Annotated in this window: 14 protein-coding genes; 2 read left to right on the top strand and 12 right to left on the bottom strand. The window is 40.4% G+C overall.

Annotation, left to right across the window (positions count from 1 at the left end; all coding sequences use genetic code 11):
• Nucleotides 1–16: 16 nt before the first annotated feature.
• The 11 genes from RM347_RS25015 to RM347_RS24965 all read right to left on the bottom strand — a co-directional run bounded on the left by RM347_RS25015 (nt 17) and on the right by RM347_RS24965 (nt 12,722).
• Complete coding sequence (locus tag RM347_RS25015; RefSeq protein ID WP_322716424.1) at nt 17–505, bottom strand: relaxase/mobilization nuclease domain-containing protein; 489 nt, start codon at nt 503–505, stop codon at nt 17–19.
• 4 nt (nt 506–509) lie between these two features.
• Entirely contained in the window at nt 510–2,285 is a 1,776-nt protein-coding gene (locus tag RM347_RS25010) for a type IV secretory system conjugative DNA transfer family protein (protein WP_322716423.1), read from the bottom strand.
• Between the two features lie 148 nt (nt 2,286–2,433).
• The gene (locus RM347_RS25005; RefSeq protein ID WP_322716422.1) at nt 2,434–3,627 is read right to left on the bottom strand and encodes a hypothetical protein; all 1,194 of its coding nucleotides are present in this window, start codon (nt 3,625–3,627) and stop codon (nt 2,434–2,436) included.
• Nucleotides 3,624–4,370 carry a hypothetical protein gene (locus RM347_RS25000; protein WP_322716421.1) on the bottom strand — a complete coding sequence of 249 codons (747 nt, stop codon included), beginning with the start codon at nt 4,368–4,370 and terminating at the stop codon, nt 3,624–3,626. The genes RM347_RS25005 and RM347_RS25000 overlap by 4 nt, the downstream gene beginning before the upstream one ends.
• Nucleotides 4,367–5,935 (bottom strand): TrbI/VirB10 family protein, encoded by a 1,569-nt coding sequence (locus tag RM347_RS24995; RefSeq protein WP_322716420.1) that lies wholly within the window; start codon nt 5,933–5,935, stop codon nt 4,367–4,369. The genes RM347_RS25000 and RM347_RS24995 overlap by 4 nt, the downstream gene beginning before the upstream one ends.
• Nucleotides 5,932–6,723 (bottom strand): hypothetical protein, encoded by a 792-nt coding sequence (locus tag RM347_RS24990; RefSeq protein ID WP_322716419.1) that lies wholly within the window; start codon nt 6,721–6,723, stop codon nt 5,932–5,934. Before RM347_RS24990 ends, RM347_RS24995 begins: the two co-directional genes overlap by 4 nt.
• A 5-nt stretch (nt 6,724–6,728) precedes the next feature.
• Nucleotides 6,729–7,832, bottom strand: coding sequence for a hypothetical protein (locus RM347_RS24985; RefSeq protein ID WP_322700072.1), 1,104 nt, complete (start codon nt 7,830–7,832; stop codon nt 6,729–6,731).
• Nucleotides 7,833–8,175: 343 nt separating this feature from the next.
• A complete protein-coding gene (locus RM347_RS24980; protein ID WP_322716417.1) occupies nt 8,176–8,886 on the bottom strand; it encodes a hypothetical protein in 711 nt (236 codons plus the stop codon).
• Nucleotides 8,887–11,706 carry a hypothetical protein gene (locus tag RM347_RS24975; RefSeq protein ID WP_322716416.1) on the bottom strand — a complete coding sequence of 940 codons (2,820 nt, stop codon included), beginning with the start codon at nt 11,704–11,706 and terminating at the stop codon, nt 8,887–8,889.
• A 21-nt stretch (nt 11,707–11,727) separates the two neighbouring features.
• Nucleotides 11,728–12,048 carry a hypothetical protein gene (locus RM347_RS24970; RefSeq protein WP_322716415.1) on the bottom strand — a complete coding sequence of 107 codons (321 nt, stop codon included), beginning with the start codon at nt 12,046–12,048 and terminating at the stop codon, nt 11,728–11,730.
• Nucleotides 12,049–12,131: 83 nt separating this feature from the next.
• Complete coding sequence (locus RM347_RS24965; RefSeq protein WP_322716414.1) at nt 12,132–12,722, bottom strand: hypothetical protein; 591 nt, start codon at nt 12,720–12,722, stop codon at nt 12,132–12,134.
• A 548-nt stretch (nt 12,723–13,270) separates the two neighbouring features.
• Between RM347_RS24965 and RM347_RS24960 the strand changes: the two genes are divergently transcribed.
• Complete coding sequence (locus RM347_RS24960; RefSeq protein ID WP_428850611.1) at nt 13,271–13,987, top strand: hypothetical protein; 717 nt, start codon at nt 13,271–13,273, stop codon at nt 13,985–13,987.
• A gap of 29 nt (nt 13,988–14,016) precedes the next feature.
• Here RM347_RS24960 and RM347_RS24955 read toward each other — a convergent pair whose 3' ends face one another.
• Nucleotides 14,017–14,193: a hypothetical protein gene (locus tag RM347_RS24955; RefSeq protein ID WP_189525012.1), complete on the bottom strand. Its 177-nt coding sequence runs from the start codon at nt 14,191–14,193 to the stop codon at nt 14,017–14,019.
• Between the two features lie 682 nt (nt 14,194–14,875).
• Here RM347_RS24955 and recD2 point away from each other — a divergent pair.
• Nucleotides 14,876–17,002, top strand: a complete 2,127-nt coding sequence (gene recD2 / locus RM347_RS24950) for an SF1B family DNA helicase RecD2 (protein WP_322716412.1) — start codon at nt 14,876–14,878, stop codon at nt 17,000–17,002.
• Nucleotides 17,003–17,507 lie beyond the last annotated feature (505 nt).

Here is a 17,507-nt window from a genome sequence, read left to right as displayed (position 1 = left end):
TGTGATGTACTCTTACTTAAGGACAACAGTTGCAGCGGATCTGTAAATATTTATTATTAGCAGGGTTTTCTAAGATCCGAGAACAAGATTGACGTAAAACCTCATATTGTTGCCACTTAGCCCCCAAGTATTTGATATCAATGAGCTTACCTTGGGGAGTAACCCGATTAAAAATAATATGAATGTAAACGTTACTTGCATTAATATCAAAAAAACAAATGTACTGCAAATCATCCCAGCCAATACCATGAATATATTTATTAACAATTTGAATACATAATTGTTGATTTAGGTTAATATAAATATTTTTCAAACTGATAACAATATATATTCCCAAACTCTTAAGTCTTGGTCTAGTTCCAGACAAGGTATTAAAATTGTCAATGATTTGAGTCGGAGGAATATTAATGTCAATGAAACTACCATTAGCGAGAATATACTGTTGAGATAAAGTTTTAATTAAGTCAAAATTATCAATCTTCAATTCTTCAATAGTCATTTTCATAATATTAAAACCCGATATCAGAAGGAACTTGGTCTTGATTAACCATACTGCCAACATTTTTTGATGTCAGGCCGGAATTATTAGAAACAGCTTGAGGAGTTTGGGGAATGGGAAAGCGTAACTCAACTTGCCTAACTCGTAAAGCTAAATCCTGCCCAGAGGGAAATTTTTGCGTACTTCTCCTAGCTAGTAAACTAACAATTATCGCCCATTTAAGTTGATTGTATTTCTCAATATTTTTCAGAGTCTGAGAAATTTTAATAGTTTTCAAAAGTGGAACTGAACCTTCCTTTTTGTTAGCATAAGTAGGGTTAATGAAAACGCATTTACCAGCAATTAACTTCAGAAATTGAGCCGATTCAAAAAGCTTTCTAGTTTTTTCTTGCTCACTAATACTAGTGCTATTATTTTTACCCCCAGTAGAACGGCTTTTTTGCTTGTACTTAATCTCTTCATCACCTAAGAAGTTGGAGAATAATTGCGCCGACTCGTTCTCACCAGGATTAAATATAAACTTAGTGCTGCAAGCGCCAAGGATAGCCTTAGCGATATCTTTACCGTAGTTCTTCTCAAGCTGCCCCATATTTTGAAAGCCGATAATACCGCAAAAGCCCTCAGAACGAGATTCATTCAGCCATCTATATAAATCAGGTAAGTAAATTGAAGGTAATTCGTCCAATGCAACGATTAATGGATCAAGTCGCTTTTTGGCAATGTTACGGGCGATGGTCATGTGTAAAATGCTGGTCATGAGAGGCCCTACTGCATCTCGGCGTTCTCTGTCTAACCCGAAAATAATCATCTGCTTTCCTTTAATTTCCAAAGGTAAAGTCGTCTTTCCAATGAAGCAGCCTAGTGTGTTTTTGGCCATGAATCGCGTAAACATAATACTGGCGGTAGCAACAATGCCTGCAACAGTCTTTTCAGATGCAGCAGAACTGAACAGTTGCCCAAAAGCAATTTTTACCCAAGGATTGAGAGAAGCAGCCATCAGGCGTTTGACCATAAGTTCGCTAGAAAGTATCGCGGCGCAAGTCATAACATCTGCGAATTGACCGAACTCTTTAGCTAACATTAGAATTGCCTGAGTCAGCTGATCCCCCGATGGGCCAAAGAACCCATCTTCAGTTGAATTACCCAGAAGTCGAAAATTCTTATTGATGACGGTTGAAATTTGTCGGGATGATTCGGCATCACTACTATCCCGGAGAAAATCTAAAGGATTGCAGACTTCAGATTCAGGAAATCCCGGTGCAAAGATGTGGACATTATAGCCCTTGTATTTGGCGTAGGCAGCAACTTTCGCTTGAGAAGGGTACTTAAAGTCATAAACTATACATGGAAAACCCTGATCAATAGCCGAGTAAATCATCGGGTTAATGGCGCTGAATGTTTTTCCACTACCGGGAGCGCCGATAACTGCTGTACCTCTTTGCACATCAGGGATATAGAAAGTAGTGTCACCACCTTTTCCCTGATGCTTACCAATGTAAAGTGCCGCACTATCACATTGGGGATTGACGATTTGCAAGATGGCTTTTTTCTGAGCAGTTGCAGTTTCTTTAGCTCCACCCCAATAAGAGGTAGCAATTTTCTTCTTGTTACCATCGCCAAAAAATACCCTCATCAAAATATAAGCACCAAGTAAAGACAAAACTGTTAGCCTATTGGGGGTAAATAAATGATGAGTGTATTTGCCAATTGCGTCATTATGATTTTGTAATTGCTCAAATCGAAATCCTTGAGGATTAGCGCTATTTACTTTGAAAGATTTGCTCATTTTAAGGTAGAGAATTAGGTTGACCAAGCCCCAAAGGGGCAGGGTGTAGGGTGTGGGGTATAGGGGAAGAATTAGCCTCAATAACCAGTGGGTCACTTGCCTCCACCAATACCATCTTCCCTACACCCAACACCCTACCCCCAACACCCTATTCTGGTTGACCAAGAACGATGGGGTCTTTCTCTTGGTACTCAATAAAAGGTACAGGCCCTATGAAGTATGGACTGCAAGTGCGACCAATGAAAGGGATGGTTTTACAAATACGGAAGAACATAGTAGTCTCCACCTTTCCACTGCCTTCATAAATATTCCAAACAACTTGCTTAAAGCTGGAGCCAAAGGGGTTTCGACCAGTAGGCTCTTTACCATCATTAAGAGCTTTTAAAATGCCAAATCCACCATTAACCTTTTGGAATTTCCCAGATATCCACTGTGTTCCAGTAGTCTTACCAATGCCTGACATTTCCGTATGAGCGCAATTATTTTGTAGACAGGGAACATTAAAGCCATCTTGGTAGCTACCAGATATGGAACGGGTACGGTTAGCTTCAATATCTCCCAATGGCAGATCAACTTTGGCAACAAATGAAAGGTCAAGTGTTCGTAGTCCTGGCAAATTATCCCATGTCAAAGTTGATAGTCCAGGTACTCCGTTAATTTTGGAGTCTTGCCAATTCTCAAATCTATTAATAGATGTGTTTTGAATGTCGAAAATAGATGTTAGTGAGTAATTTTTTAAATTTATTACTCTTCCTAATGGAACGTCACGTAAACGAGAATTCTGGCTGGCGTTACCTATTGTGCCCACAGTAATTCCAAATCTTCTCAAAAAATCGCTCACAGGTTTAACACTTGTAACATTCCTATTACCTAAACCAGGAATCGCTTCGGTTAAAGATGGTAAAGTTTGCCATCTTGTTAATTGAAAATCATCTAATGTTAACCCACTTAAATTGATTCCTTGTACTGAAGCTATGGTTGAGAGATTTAAATTTTCTATTGCTAATTGAGGTGTTTCAAAATCCCCTAGTTCCATAAACTCGCTAATGCTTTGTCCTGCCGTCCAGGTTCTGCTTTCTGTACCACCTCTTGAACCAGGATAGGTCACACTGCCACTAAGAGAAATAATCATGTCGCTGAATTTCAAACGCGACCAATCAGGAGTCAACCCATTAGGGGAATTGATAACGGGTACTTGTGCTGAAGCCTTGGGCAGCAAAAAGCCTACAAAAGAATTCAATAGCCCATATCTTATGAAACTATGAATCAATAAGCTACCTACTAAACCCAAAAAAATGAAGTAACGTAAGGCGTTTTTATTGGGTCGTAAAGATGATTTCATAAGCCATTACCTTGCGTTAAATTATCAGAACTCTTACTCAAAGCAATTAATTTGTTAACTAACTCTTGAGAGATAGAAGCCTTATTAGCAGCAGTAGAAATGTCATCACCTGCTTGTAAATAACCGATTAACTTTTGCAAGCGCTGGTGTAGTTCATCTTGCTGATTTATCCATGCACTTTTAATAGCGACAACAATACCGCCTCGAATTTGGTTAATTGTTTGCTGTGTTTTAACTAATGATTGCAATTGAGGTTTTGGGGTTGTTTGTTCTCGTGCCACATCAGCCTTGATCGCCACTTGACTATATTTAGGAGTGCCATTACTTGTTGCTAGTCGAAAACTGTAAGTCTTGCGTTCACCAGAGGATGACTGCGTAACTACTGTTAACAAAGTGGTAGATGTTTGCGGTATTCCGGGAATGTTTACTCTCAATATCCGCCGCAGATGAATCAGCCCTGCACCGGGATTAGAGCAATTCTCCTCCAGTCCCTCTAAGCAACCATCTGTGTCAAGCAGAATTTGCGATGGGTCGTCTAAGCAAACTTTTTTGATAGTTTCGCCAAGCTCGTAAAATGAAATTGCTACACCGTGACCATTCCAAACGTTGATAGTTTGTAAAATTGCACCTTGGCCACTAGCTTGAGTTTGTTTGATGGTGCGAACGACTGGTGCGGCAATTGTGGATAGTGGTACACAAGCAAATGCGAGAGCCAATGGTATACCAATCAAAAACTTTTTCATGGCAACTCCAAAGAACGATTTACATTAAAAGTGACTTTGGTTCCCTGTGGAATAAACCAAGTATTAGGGCGAGAAGTAATTTCTTGAGTATTACGTTGATTACGTTGGCTGATGTTTTGGCTAACTTGACCAAAAAAACCTGACATTAACGCACCTGTGAGATTGCGCTGATTGCCAGTACTACGTTTGCGAATCCTACCTGTGAATTCATCAGAAATTTCTTCTTCACTATCCGGTTGGTTCATAATCTCCCCAACCTTCCCTAATGCAGACACAGCACCGCCAAACAAGTCACTACGGGCAATCTCGCCACCCCTGTCCTGAAATCTTCGAGCTATTAGGGGTCTACCACCTTCCCCTGTCACGGAAATCGCACCCGCAGAAATCGGATATTCTGTATTATCTTTGATGATCCCCCGAACAGAAGCGACAGCGTAACTGCCGCCATCAACTGAAGCTAACTCGACTGTCAATAAAGTACCCGAAGGGATTGCCACTTGCCCATAGTTATCGCGTAAATCCTCTTGCAGTCTAGCAATAGACTTAGTGTTATTAGAGGTTAGTGTTTGTGTCTGTGTCTGCCCTGAATTATTAACTGTGGTTTGAACTAATGGGGTAACAATCACACCACTAGCAAAAGTGCCAACTGTCAAATAACGAGTTTGCTTACCTTGGAGAATTTGGCTTTCTTGAGGTAAATAATTGTTAGCTAAAGTAATCTTGTTAACTTTAGAAGTCGCTTGCCACCTGGGGCGGATCTTTTCAATCGACTCGCTTGAGTTTTGCGGCGTGGTTTGGTCAAAATTATTTGTATCTGTTTCTTCATTTTGTTCATTCGGTTGATTTTGAATTGCTTGAGCTTGAGCAAGATATGGATCTAATGAAGATTGTTTACTGGTGCTAGTTTCGGTGTAGGCGATTTTGCCATAAGAACCGATGCTACGAAGTTTGTTCAATTGCTCAAGGGGATCTTGGGGCGTGAGTGTCCGCGCTCTTATAGAGGGTCTTGGAGAAAAACTCGTGCGTGTTGGTGGCGGAGTGTAGGTTCTAATCGCTTGTGGTGCAGTCTGAGTTACGCGACGTGGTTGTGTATTTTGAACAGTCCGTGGCGCAGGTTGTGGAGATAGTGGGCTAGATGGCACGACCTTTTGGTTTACTGAAACTGGTACTGGCGCTGGTTGGTCAAATTTATTTTTGTTAATGCGACCTAACTCATCTTCTTGATCCGACAGAGCTAGTTTTGCACGCGCATCACCGTCTCCCTCATCACTTTCTTGGGCTTGTTCAGTGGTGGGTATTTCCTGCGTTTTCAGAGCAATCTTTGGTGCTGGTGCGGGATTGAAAACACCATTGAGCATCAAAAATATTGCTAAAAATCCAACTCCAAAAGGGACAGCAATTATTGCTAGTCTTGACCAAGGAGAAGTGACAATTGTGTGCTTAGTCGCTACTAATAAACTTTCCGGTTCTGGTGCTTTTTTACCATTAGTTTTATTAGCATCATCTAGATTCAGCAAATCCTCTAAAGTCGATACAGACCCATTTTTATTATTCTCTTTACTCATTTTCTTTTGCCCAAATCTAAATCGACAATTTCGGTAATTTCTAATCCGGCTCTCCGGGTGGCATAGATTTTCTTAGCTAATTCGCTAGTATTAGCTGGGATATACTCTGGATTAGAAATTGATGAAAGTGTAATGGTTTTATTAAAAGTAATCCCTTTGCCGGAATTATCACTACGTTCAAAAGTTACCAGCGTTCCAATAAAATCTATTTCCCATTTTCCATCTCTGAGTTGCCGTGGCTGTGAAATAAATCTAGGGATTAAAGATACTTGCGTATCACCATTGAATATGCCCGTGGGAGTAATTGAGGCTAATTTTTTCAGAAATGCGGCTCTAAATCCTCCATTTTCACTCAAAGCAAAGGCAGCATCATAAGCTTTACTTGTGACTCGACTATTAGATTTATTATTAATCTTGCCTACTTCTACCCCAGTATCTTGTTTAGTAATAGGTTCGCCTTTTTCATTGAAAACTTGTACTATCCCATCCCAATTAAACATCTTAATGAAGGTATCAGAAATAAACTTTCTAATCACTTCATCAGAGCGTTCCCCAGGGTCTACTGCCCTAGCGGAAATCGTCTCACCTGATGATAATTGTACCAGGGCTAATTGCTTTTGATTTAGTATGCTGATTGCCCCATAATTGAGAAATTGTAATAAGAGGGAAAATCCCGCCATTGAAAACCCAACTAAAGAGATTATTCCTACTCTAGTTGTCACGTATTTGTTGTAACTAAGTAGTTGTAATGGTTCTCTGGGTTGAGTTTTACTTTTTTGATTCAGCATAGGTTTTATTTAGCTAATTTTCCGACTAAACTACCACCTTTAGTAGCAACACCTTTAGCAACCTCAATGGCAATTGAACTATAAGTTTCAGCAGCTTTATTAATTTGAACTAAAACAGAAATGCCACCACCAGCCGCTAAACCTGTAGCTAAGAATGGCGCAATTATACCAATTGTAAATAGGAAGAACATTGGCTGATAAGATTTAGAATCAGCGACTAATTGCCCAGCGAAGCCAACAATGATATTGAAGCAGAGCTTGCCAAAACCTATACTGAAATATCCGACTAACCAACTGTAGATTGATTTAGCTCCGTAAGGTAGCAGAGAACCACCAACAGCTACAGGCCCCAGCAGTGCTGTTACGAGCATAGTCAGTTCAATTCCCCATTGATAAGCCCCATTCATCCCGACTAGAATGATAGTAATTACGTCTGTTATCGCCGACCCGACAAAGGCATTAATGGGAGACATAATTACATCTGTAACTGTAGCTTTTCCTTGAGCTACGTCCTTGTAAGAATCGATAGCGCCATCAATCGCATCGATAAACCAAGAAAATACCCCATTATTTTTATTAAATTTATCGGGATATGTCTTCGTTAAATCTTCCTTCGCTTTTGTTAAACAGTTTATCTGCTCTTGTTGACTTAAGGATGAATTTTTGCACTTACTAACAGCTAGTCCGATAGCGCTACGTGCAGCTTCAGTGCCTAATGCACTTTCGTATGCTTTCTTGAGATCAATTCCTGCCGCCGCCTTACTAAGAACTATATTGTTTACATTATTAATATAGTTCCTAATTCCTAATGTTGAATTACCTAAAACTTTTCCGTTATTAGATAGCAAAACAATTACTATTAACGGCCAAATAAAATCTGTATAAGCTCTTTGTTCTTCCCCCGCCATCATTTTTTTTGTCCATTCAACGACAAAGAAAGTTAGTGTTGCTATAGCGAATAAAGCACCAACGTCACAAACTGCCCAGTATACGCCTCCATCAAGAGTATTAACCCACAATTCGTCAAATCCTTTCGCTACTGAAGCTGAATTTTCTTTTGCTAAATCAGCTAAATCGCCACCATCTAGTTTGGCTAGTAAATAGTACATAGTTAATATCCTTTTTTGACCAATATTTATCAACCACTCGTACAGAATTAATGCTCAATTCTGACGCTTTGGCGGAGCAACTCCTGCTCCGCTCCTGAGTTCTGAATTCTTCTTCTTGAAGAAGGCAGAAGGAACTTTTTCGTTGGGGATTCAGACCCCAACCAATTGTAATCACCGTATAGACGGTGGGGTTTTATACCGCAAGTTCGCCTTCTCTTCTCCTTCGGAGACGCTAGCGCGAACGAGACGCTGCACGAACGGTCACAGGCAGAGGAAGGAGGCAGTATTCCCTTCTGCCTTCTGCCAACTGAGCCTCCTGCCCTCTGCCTTTCTTGATAAACCTTTAGTCGTTAGCAGATGTCGCATTTAACCGTGCATTAAGTACGACTTCATGTACTAGAGACAATCTGCCATCTTCTTCGGAGTTCTCCTTTTGCCTTTGGGAATCAAGATGCTCCGCTACTTGCGTTAGCATCAAGTTAGAGTAAGCATTGTCCTGTCGGGCTAATAAAGAATCAGTACGCTGCTGTGCCAACATTGACACAATTAAGCCGTTCTGAGACGCGATCGCTTTGAGAACGTTTTGAGAGGCATCCATGTTCTGAGCTTCATCAGAAATATCTTTTGCAAGTTGAGCGATTTGTGCAGTAGTATCAATTTTCTCTTGAGTTTGCTGCTGTCCTTTTTTTCCAATCACGCTGGCAATCGAACCAAGCGTCAGTTCACGCTCTAGCTTCTGTGCTTTTTCTTGGGCGACAGGATAAGAATAATCATCCTTAAGCGTATTTTTCAATTGTTCAGCCGAAGCAATTGGGTCAGGCGCACCCAATTGTCCAATAGAACTATCAATTGCCGCATTAGCATTTTCTTTGATGTCACCCCAAGCACTGTTAATCTCACCCTTGGCCCATGCTTGAATTTCCGAAACTTCTCCTTGAAGATCCAATACGATAGAACTAAAAAAATCGTTGATGCTGATGCCATAGCTAGGTGCAGCAATAAAGAAACTGCCAACTGTAGCAGAAAGTATTACCCCAATTGTCCGCTTTTTCATTTAAACTACCTGTCTTGTATGTGATTTTGAAACTAAATTCTTCGCTAATTCTGATAACTCTTCCCCCCGAATCATTCTGATATAATCCTCACTAAATTTGACTAATCCAAGTAGAGGATTATCTTGATAGTGCTTGAGAAACAAACTGCGTAATTCTTGTTCGTTTGGATTATTAGCAACTGAGGCTAATAAACAGTAGGCAGGATAATAGCGACAGAATGTGAGTTTGCCGTTATCATCAAGCAACCATTGTGAGTAAATCCCCGACTTTTTTGGATAAAAAGCTTCTGTACTGTTGACCCTGATGATTTCAATAGGATATTTAAAGCGAACAATAAACGGGTCAACGGCTGATGATTGAATCCTGCCTACTAAACGTGTAGTGATATTGGCAAATATCTTCTGTGCAGATGCGCTCTGATATATAGTCTCTGGTTCTTGGGCAGAGATGATGACGCGGATACCAGACTTCGCACCATTGGCACACAATCGCCCAATTAACTCAGCTATCGCATCAAATTGGAATAAGATTGGCGCTTCATCAAGGAAGAAGATCGAAGCTTTTGATGATAATGCACGACGTAATGCCGCAGAGTATGCACTAAGAGCGAGTATGGCAGCATCAGCTTCACTCGATAAATTACGTAAAGCGAATACTAACAATTTGGCATTAGTTCTAAAACTGGATGGGCGTGAGATTGATTGTCCTACTCTGGTACTCAACCAATAATTTATTCTCAGCCTGATTTGCTCTAAGGCTTCGGAAATCTCTTGACTCTTACTAGCAATAGAATCTAATTGTATGAAAGCTGGAGAACAAAAATTATAAAAATCTTTGAGTGTCGGAGTCTCGTTCCATTCTTTAGTCCCAAATCCATTTTGTATTGCTGACTTGTAGCGTGATTTAATTTCATCATCATTAAAAAATGTTTTTAAAGCTAAAGCAATGATTGACTCAATATTGGTGGTAATCGTTGGGCTGACACCAATCATGCTCGTCCCCATCACCATTGTCATCAGCACTGATTTGAGAAATTCCTTAAAATCGTTCAATCGCTCATTTCTCAGTTCTGCATCCAGAGAGCGTAAATCAGGAAGTTCAAAAAGATTGTTTGATTCTTTGGAGATGTCAAAGTATGCGCCATTTTCACCCAGCAGATTTGTGTAGTCGGTGAATGTAGAAGTACCATCTGGCTTGGGATAGTCTAGTGCCACTACCGGAATATCTTGTGCTAGCGCTGGGGTAAGAATACCTGCCACCAGCACAGATTTACCTGAACGAGTTGCGCCGAAGACTGCCAAATTCTTGTGGTTTTGGTACAAGTCTAAATGTACTGGTGTGCCGCCTTCTTCTGCAATTAACTCAAAGCCAGTGCGATCGCCTGTAGCAGTCCTAATCAATGGCATCAGCCCTGGTGCTTCCGAACTAAAATATGGCAGTCGGCGGTTAAAAGGCTTGGTTAACAACGGCTCCCAAACAAATGGGCAACACTGCAACCATAGCTTCCAGGCGTATTCAATCTCCCGGTCAACTACCGCCGGACGCAAGAAATAGCTGGCAAGATATCGGCAAGCTTCGTCTAATTCCCGTGGGGTTGGGCGGTGGACGAGAAAAGCAACTGCGGTATGCACTACTACACTACCTTTATATATTGTCTTCTGCGCCTCTACCGCTTCTTCAATATTCATGCCTGACTTGACATCAATATTTCCTTTCTCTGTAGATAAAGAAGTGCTGGTAATTGATTGCTTGGTAATGCGTTGAAGATTTGTTTTAGAGATAGTTTGATTTGCCTTTGTTACCTGACAAATAACCTCGGTATCATAAATACTATCTCTAGAGATTAATTCCCATAGATATCGCAGTTGGGCTTGTTCGTCATACCACCCCCCTGGCTTTTGGCTGAAGTTGAGCGCCCCAATATATTTATTTTGTAGTTTTATCCATTTTCTATCGAAAAATGGCACAGACTCCTCATTCTCTAACATCTGGTGGCGGATGTGAAAATCGCTCGTCTGAGTTTCTACTATTCCATCTATTGGGTCAATTTTTAATGGATTAGGGATTGCCGGAGGAGTAGAGCAATTAAGCTGTTGCCAAATTGTTGACCAAATTTCTTCAGCACTTAAAACCCTAATCCCCAACTTCATCTTGTTGCCCAGGATAGCTGACCACTGTAAAAATCCATCGTTAAATGAATTTTGCAGAATATTTTCAATTCTAGTATTGTTATGGGCGTGAATTTCACCTGTAAAGCGAAACCAGCCCTTTTCTAATTTTCTAATCAGAGATTCTATAAAATCCTTAGACCGTTCATCGTCATCAATAACAGTGTAAGTACACCATAGTCTCAAAAACTTATTCTTCCTAGCTCCACTTTCCGTTAGTTTTTTAGTCCTTAATCTTTCACTACGTATTAACAATTTTAATTGGTCAATCTGACAATTACTCTCTAGCTTGGACAGTTCTTCTTGTCGGTGATAATCAGACGTAAAAGAACCTAAATGTATTGTTAAGTTTTCCCCTTCGGGAATTTCTTTTAGCCCCGCTTCTATCCCCTCAAAGATAGGCAGCATTTGCGATGATTCTAAATTCGGATGAATCCCTAAACAATCAAAGCAGAATTTAATTTGAATATTTTCACCTTTTTTAAGAATTAATGCGCCTACCCCCTGCCTACCTCCTAAGTTGAGGTCGCAAATACCCGCTAAATGGATAATATCTTCAAAGGGAGTGAGCATTTTCACAACACTAATCTGCTCTTTTTCTAATGCGACTTTACCTAACTTATCTTTAACTTTCTTAGAAGAATTTGGCATAAATTTACCAATCACTGAAATTTAATTATCTTCAAAATTGCGAATTGCGAATTGCGAATTGCGAATTGGTTTATGTCTCATATATCCCCTACTAATTCGAGGGACGCTGACGAATTTACCGAAAAAGTCTTTATTTGTAGAAATTGTCCACCATGTTGCCCATCCCCAAGCAATACTTAAGCTAGTACCTAACCAACTTGTTTTCAGTAGATAATTAAAGATAAATACATTTACTACTGCTATTAATGTCCAGGCAAATATTTGATCGGCAGGGAATGGCCCTAGTCTTGGTCTTTCTCCTAAAATCCGATTTACTGTCCGAAAATCATGTTTATTTGACATATTTACTGAATTTAATCAAGAGTTATCAGCTATTAATTCAAATACGTATTTATCAATAACTGATAACTTAAAAAGCTTTCTTACTAAACCTGAACAATCAAACCAGTAATTAAATCTCCAACAAAAACTGCCATAACTATGATTAATGGAGTTCTTGCTAGCGTCTGCCAGTCTTCATCATTCCGGGCAGATTGAATAATCCGAACTAGACTGATCCCAACATATAATAGGAATAAAGCTCTTAATACATTGAAAAAAAGCGCGATAACTGCTGCTGTTTGTCCATTGCCGGCATTACCAAAAGTGGTGGTCATCCAAGTTTGAGCATTATTGAAGAACTGAGCATTAGCTGGAGCCGCCGCAAAATCAATTAGGCAAATTACTGCTAACAGCGCAAATAACACTGCATAGAGATTAATTCCATACTTCCTTTGTAGTTTATCGAAGTTAGTAAATAATGCTTGTGACTGTTTCGGCAAGGCAATTACGACGGCAGACGCAATCATAAATCCACCCATCAATATATTGTGGACAGACATCTCTGCTATCATCAACACACCAGTCACACCCATCAGTGTGAGTGTGCCTTTTTTCGCCCTGTCATTCTTCTCCTCAGGTAAAAGTGTTCCTGTTGCTGAAGCAGCAAAATCTGGGTATCCGTAGTCAGTACGCATCTGCTTTCGTTCTCCTGAACGATATCTTGAGGGATAGGCACATTCTTGAATAAGTCAACCCCAAAATCCACGTACTCTGGTACGGAAAAAAACAGAACTGTAGTACTGTATAAACATTTCTAACAGCAATAATCTACGTAGATAAAAATCTCTTTCTTGTATTATCAGTCTTTGTGCTTGATATACTCACATCCTTAATCATTAATTAGTATAAATCTTTGTGCAACATCTTCAGTAAGTGCCAAATATGGGGGATTGACTATTGACTATTTTTATGATGTAAAACGTCAATTAGCTTTAACAAAGTTTGGGGGTTTAAGTTAAGAGCCTAATTAAAATCCCCGTTACAAAACTGTACTTCCGACTTCCGACTTGTTTAAGTATCCTTACTCTCCATAAATTCAACTTTCCCTTCGATACCTCACCATGTTTTGCATCATAACTAAAAACTGTTAAAACTTGATTACATGTATAGAACAAATATGTATAATACTTGCAGCTTGTACTTCAGCATTTGTTAGAAGTAGATATTTGGTCAAGCAAGGAAATTGGAAATTAATTTTCACGCATCATTTGTTGGAGTATTTATGAATAAAAGAAAAATATTTGCAGCACTTGTTTCAATAGGTGTAGGACTATACTTAGGAGCTTGCCAGTCTGAAAGAGACTTGGTTGCTCAGGCAGAGAATGACTTAAAACAGGCTTATGCGGCGGCAACTGATGATGAGCAAAGCCAAAAAGATAAGGAAGTACAGGAGCAAATAAGGCAATATGTAGAAGAGACACCTAACTTATATAGAATAACTTGGAAGGTATGCGGAGACGGGAACGCTCCGTACAAAAACGGAACAAGGTGCAACGAAACCAAAATCCCTCCAACTAAGGGATATTTCGAGCCTGTCTATGTGTGGGGAGCGAATGGAGTCCAATTTGTTAACAAACAGGACTTTGTAAGAAATTTTTGGACTACAGGATTATTCGTCAAATCAAGAGGGTGCTTAAATTTAGGGAAGCCGCGAGAAGAAGGCTTGTACAATGTGAAAAATTTCATGCTCAAGAAAACAGGCACTACTCCTACGCCAGAGAATGTAAAAGTTGAAGTTTTGTCAAAAGAAGAGAAGCAAAAGGTAGTGGAACAGGCTTTTAAGGATGCAGAAGTAGAAAATTATGCGCTGAAAAATTTCGGTGTGTCAGCAACCACAGGATTAATACCCACTGGGAAAACTTGCTTAACAGTCGACGAATGGAAGAAAACGCAATCGTAGTAAAAATCAGGCACTAGTTGTTAGAGAGATCACAATTCAACCTCCGCAATTACTTCCCATTCCAGCACCACCAGCCACAGATATCTAAATAGTCCAGCATAGTCCAGCGCAGCGATCGCTTCCCATTGCAGCACCACCAGCCAAATCGGTTTGGGGTCAGAGGGAACAGTGAAACCCAAAATTTTTGATGTGAGCAGCGCAGTCAACAGCGATCGCCGTTTCTAAGTTTCTAAGTTAGTTCAGCCAGTAAATAGTTTTGCTCACGCACATCAGTTATTTAGCAAAGTTTTGTAGTTTTTTATACTTAATTTTTGCAGTCATTGATTACTTCATGCTTATACTAAGGGATGGCGTAACCGATCGCTCTATGAAAATCGCAATTTGCCGACCATTGGTCGGCAAAAACTTAATTATGATTCTGAAAAACTAATCCTTTATATGAGCCAAGATCGAGGGTGTTAAAAGGAGCGGGAATTTGCAGACCACCATGCCAAACGATGTCTGTGCCTTCCCTTATGCCCTCTGTATGACTGGTTTTCTGTAATCTAAAGTACCTTATTTTACGCAATTATAACTATTTTAGGCATCGCTATGCAGTAAAACTTTCTGCATTATACTCATCTAGGTAAATAGGCTAAATAAACCTATTACCAACGTATTTGTTTACCTAGACAAGTATCATGATACAGCACAGGAATTTCATTCCATGTTAAACTTGTATTTTTAACTGTGTAATTTACGACATCATAAACTAACTCGCAATCACCTAAAGTTCCTTCGCCCATTAGGGAGCATCTTGGCGTTCGTAAATAGAATTCATTAAAGTAAAATGGCACATCAAATTGGGATAATCTCTTTTAGTCGTAAATATTTTTACCCCTGACCAAGATGCCAGCGCCTTTAAAAGTTGACCTGTCACCAATAGAAGATCAAGCCCTACTAGCACTCACTCAAGCAAAAGGTATACCACCAAGAACTCAAAGTCGTGCCACTGTACTACGATTATCAGCCGCTGGATGGACAGTGCTAAAGATCGCACAATACTTAAAATGGCATCCACAGACTGTACGCGACACAATTCATCGCTGGTACTGGGGCAAACTCGATAGTTTGTGGGATTGTTCGCGTCCGGGTCGCCGTCGCCGATGGCATAACCCAAATATCAAGTCTCTGCTTCAATTCAAAATATCTTTATTTAGCTATCAACTTATTTTTATTTTATTTTCTTACATCTCTTACATCTATTTAATGCTATTTCTCCACAGTCATGGCGTTTCTACTACTTATGCAGTCAAAATTTACAGGCAGTACAAGGATGAAGCACTCGCTACTCTCACCAGTAATCCCTACCAGTTAGCTGCTGACATCTACGGTATTGGTTTTCTGAGAACTGATAAAATTGCCTTTAATTTAGGAGTTGCGCCTGATAGTCAGTTCCGTTACCGTGCTGGTTTAATTCATGTTTTGAACGAAGCTGCTGCCGATGGGCATTGCTATTTACCCCAGCCAAAACTCATTGAGAATGTTATCAAACTGCTGACTACACCAGATCACACACCTGAAGAAGATGCCCTCGCTGATATTATCAAAGACATGGCACTCAAGGATGACTTAATCCGCGAGAAAAGCTCAGACCAAACGCTACTATGTTATCTACCAACCTACTTTCACACCGAACAGAACCTTGCTCAATTAATACAATCTAGATTTTGCCAACCAGTTGCACAAGATATGCCTCGTGTTCGCGCCTGGATTGAGCGCTTCACCAAGAGTCATAAAATCAAACTTTCACCACAGCAACGGCTAGCGGTAGAAATGGCTGCATATTCAAAGGTAATGATTCTTACTGGTAGCCCCGGTTGCGGTAAAACTTTCACCATCCAGACCATAGTCTCTCTGTGGAAAGCAATGGGCAAATCTATCGCCTTAGCTGCGCCAACTGGACGCGCTGCTCAACGCCTGAGTGAAATCACACAACTCGAAGCCAAGACCATACACTGCTTGTTGGAATTTGACCCAAAGACAATGGGCTTCAAACGCGATAATCAAAACCCTTTACCCCATACCGCAATTGTCGCGCTAGAAGCTAGTATGCTTGATTTGTTTCTGGCATCTTCTTTGGTAAAGGCAATACAATACGGTTCCCAACTACTGCTAGTGGGTGACATTGACCAGTTACCTTCTGTGGGTCCTGGTCAATTCCTTGCTGACTTGATTAATTCTGGTCACGTTCCGGTGGTGCGGTTGACCAAGGTATTTAGGCAAGCCCAACAGAGCGCAATTATCACCGCTGCTCACCAAATTAACCGAAGCCAGTTTCCCACTATTGAACCGATTTCCGATAATCCCGTGTCTGAGTGTCTGTGGCACGGCGGCGGTCATCACCCCAAACATGGTGTTAAAGCAATATCCGAAATCATTACAGACTTGATTCCCCGCCTGGGTTACAATCGAGCTACTGATGTGCAAGTGCTTTGCCCCATGTCGCGGGGTTTGCTTGGGACTCGTAACCTCAATACCGTATTGCAGCAGTTGATTAATCCGCCCAGTCCCGACAAAGTAGAGATTACCAGGGGCGGGAATTTATTACGAGAAGGCGATCGGATCATTCAACTGACTAATGATTATAATCACGAAATTTTTAATGGCGACTTCGGAATTATCAAGGCCATTGATCTTGAAGAGATGGAAGTTACTGTACAGTATGGTAAGCATACTGTCGTTAGAACCAGAGCAGACTTAAATCAAATTGCCCTCGCCTGGAGCTTCACCATTCATCAAAGCCTGATTTCAGAATATCCGGTAGTAATTCTGCCAATTTATACGCAGCCTTATATGATGTTGTCTCGTAAACAGTTGTACACAGCATTAACTTGTGCCAACCAGTTAGCGATTGTCGTTGGTTCCAAAAAAGCGATATCCAAGGCTTTGCGTTCTACTGACGGCCAACTGCGATATACGCGATTACAGCAGCGGTTGGAAAGCGCTTTTTTGCACCCGACGATTGCAATTTAGAAATATTCAACTTAACAATTTCACCCAGCTTGCGGTTGTTGCTCTCAATCAAGAGTGAGAAAAGAAGTAGCTAGCTGTGCTTTCGCCCCGTGTCTGGTAAGCGGCGGCGGGGCATTTCATTACTGGTAAGTGCCTTGGCAATTCTTGAGAAACTACTTCTCTAGCTCCCGTTTGCGGTTCTAGAAAAAAAAGTGTCTTAAACACAAAGCAATCAAACCACTCTCAAAAAATAAACTAAAAATGACTCTATAGTTTTATGGCGTGATAGCGCTTAAAAAGCAGTACACTGCGACGTAAATAAACTTTGGAGGACGCTCTTTGACCTCTTATATCAGTTATTAACTATAAAGTCATTTTTAGTTTATTTTTTTCACCTACTTTTAGGTTTTTCAAAATAAATACCCTGCTGAACAATTGCATAACAGTATTGTGTTTGTCACGCTGCTCAGTATTAAAGGTGTACTATACGCAAAAATTGAGAAATTTTCATTCGCTTGAGGGTGAG

The sequence above is a fragment of the Nostoc sp. ChiQUE02 genome (genome assembly GCF_034531305.2).
GTDB lineage: Bacteria > Cyanobacteriota > Cyanobacteriia > Cyanobacteriales > Nostocaceae > Nostoc.
The sequence above is the reverse complement of the archived record's forward strand: the minus strand, read 5'-3'. Positions and strand labels throughout refer to the sequence as shown.